The 2148-nt window shown below is 42.1% G+C and carries 1 protein-coding gene; it reads right to left on the bottom strand.

Annotation, left to right across the window (positions count from 1 at the left end; translation table 11 throughout):
* A partial coding sequence (locus GMD4S_RS08225) for a sialidase family protein (RefSeq protein ID WP_000314232.1) occupies positions 1-2148 on the bottom strand: 2148 nt, incomplete at both ends.

Below are 2148 nucleotides of genomic sequence, written 5' to 3'. Positions count from 1 at the left end.
CATTAATACCATCGCTTAGTTTAGAGCCAGCTAAAGAAACTGGTAAATTGTGCATGCTTTCAATTGCACCCTCAGCTAGACCTGTAATTCTTTGACCCATATCCTCTGGATCTATTGTGAATAGGAGAGTTTTTGTATCGTATTGGGTCATGAAGGTTGCTGTCTTGCCATTTGCCAATTGAAGGGTCGGAGCCTTGTTGACCAATACTTCCGAATCGAACTCCATGGCTATAATACCTGGCCATTTTTGAATAGCATATTTTACTTTTGCTTCTTTAGGAGATATTCTGTCTTTGCTTAAGAAATCCCAGTTGAATTTCTTATAGGATAAAGTATAATCGTTTTGATTGCCATCCGCATGCTCATAAAGCAAACCATATTCGCCATTTCCGAGTTCTTGGAGCGAGTTGTATGCAAACTTACCACTTTGTATAGGATTGTGTTTCAGCCATGTCAACTCACCATTCTCCTCAACACGAGCCAGGTGAACCAAACCATTGTTGCGTCCAGGACCACCAGCATTGCTGAGTAGAATGTATTCCTTTCCTTCATGCATGGTGTGAATAGCGGACATTTGAACATAAACGTCTTTTACTTGAGGATAACGTTTGATTTCCTTATCCCACGTTGCTCCCCCATCATGACTGGTCGCAACCTGAAGATCACCAGTCAACCCACGCATAAAGAGCTTGAGATCCCCATTATTCAACTGAACAACAGTTGACTCCGTATTTTGGGCACCTGGATTATTCATGGTTGAAGAGTGAATGGTTTGGTTGCCTACTGGGCGGTTATCATTAACTGCTTCCCCTGCTTGCCATGTTTCTCCATGATCATCTGAATAAATTACACGAGATGATTGAGAACCACTTAGGTAGGAAACGTTGTTTGTTGTATAAACTGGAATCACCAGTCTTCCCTTATGAGGCCCTGTACGCAAGGCAATGCCAGTACCAGGTCCAGTTCCTAGGAAGTGCATCCAATCTTTCCGAATCCCATGAGTAATATCTTTTGGTGCAGACCAAGTCTTCCCATCGTCATCACTGTAGGACATCCATAGGTAGTTGGTATTGGAAACTCTAAAAATATTCTTTTCGCTATATTCAAAATAAATATTTCCGATTAGCTCATTCCCTTTATACAAATCTCCCTTATCGCTGTAGGCTGGTTTTTTAGGGTCAACGACAACACGATAATCTGTCTTTCTATTTTGAGGGTCGAAAACCTCTCCGTTTTCTCGAATCGTATAGCGACCTGATTCTCCTTGCTTATATAAAACTTGATAAACTTTATCTCCCACTTGTTCATAAGCTTTCGGAGCTTGCCCCGGCAATGAAAATACTGCCTTACTTTCAAGGAACATGTCGTAAATTGCAAAAATTCTCTTTGTTTCAGGGTCTTGCACCAAGGCCATATCAATATTAACTGGAGATGGCCATTCTGCATGTTTAGCGTGCTCATTGTCACGAGGATTTGAGATTACGATTCGGTCTCCCCATGTTTTTCCATTATCTTCACTGCGTCTAATGACCATGCCGATATCACCCCAGTCACTCGAATGGAGACGGCGTTCATCTGCACCTGCAATCAGCGTTCCTTTATCTGTCTTGAGAAGAGCTGGGATACGATAGCTCTTGATACCATCTTTATTTGGTTGATTGTTCCTACCACCTTCAAAGACGTCTTCTTTCTCAGAGATTTTCGCACCTTCTGGTAGTTTCTGTTCCAATTCACCTCTTTCAAATAATTGACTTCGTGTTTGAACTTCATCTGGGCTTAAAGCACGATCATAAACGGTTAGGTTTCGGACTTGTAGATTTGAGGACCAAACTGTTTTCTTGCCCCGTTTGGTTGCTCCAAGTTGAGCTTGATTAACATCTGGCATATCTTTGATGAAGTTCCCAGATTTTAGACTTGTTCGAGATAAGACACCGTTCACATAGAGACGAACTCGACCATGAGGTAACTCCGCTGTCGGTTGTTCGACAGTAAAGGTCACGGAATTCCATTGTCCTGGGCGAACTTTCAAAGGAGCATCTGTATACTTATCATAGAACTGTTCCCCGTTAGCGCCACGCCCTTCAATAAGAGCTGTATTATCAAGGACCGACATAGTAAAGTACTCATTTTCCTTGGTGTCACTGGATA

It is taken from the genome of Streptococcus sp. GMD4S, from assembly GCF_000296955.1.
This window is presented reverse-complemented; position numbering and strand designations above follow the sequence as displayed.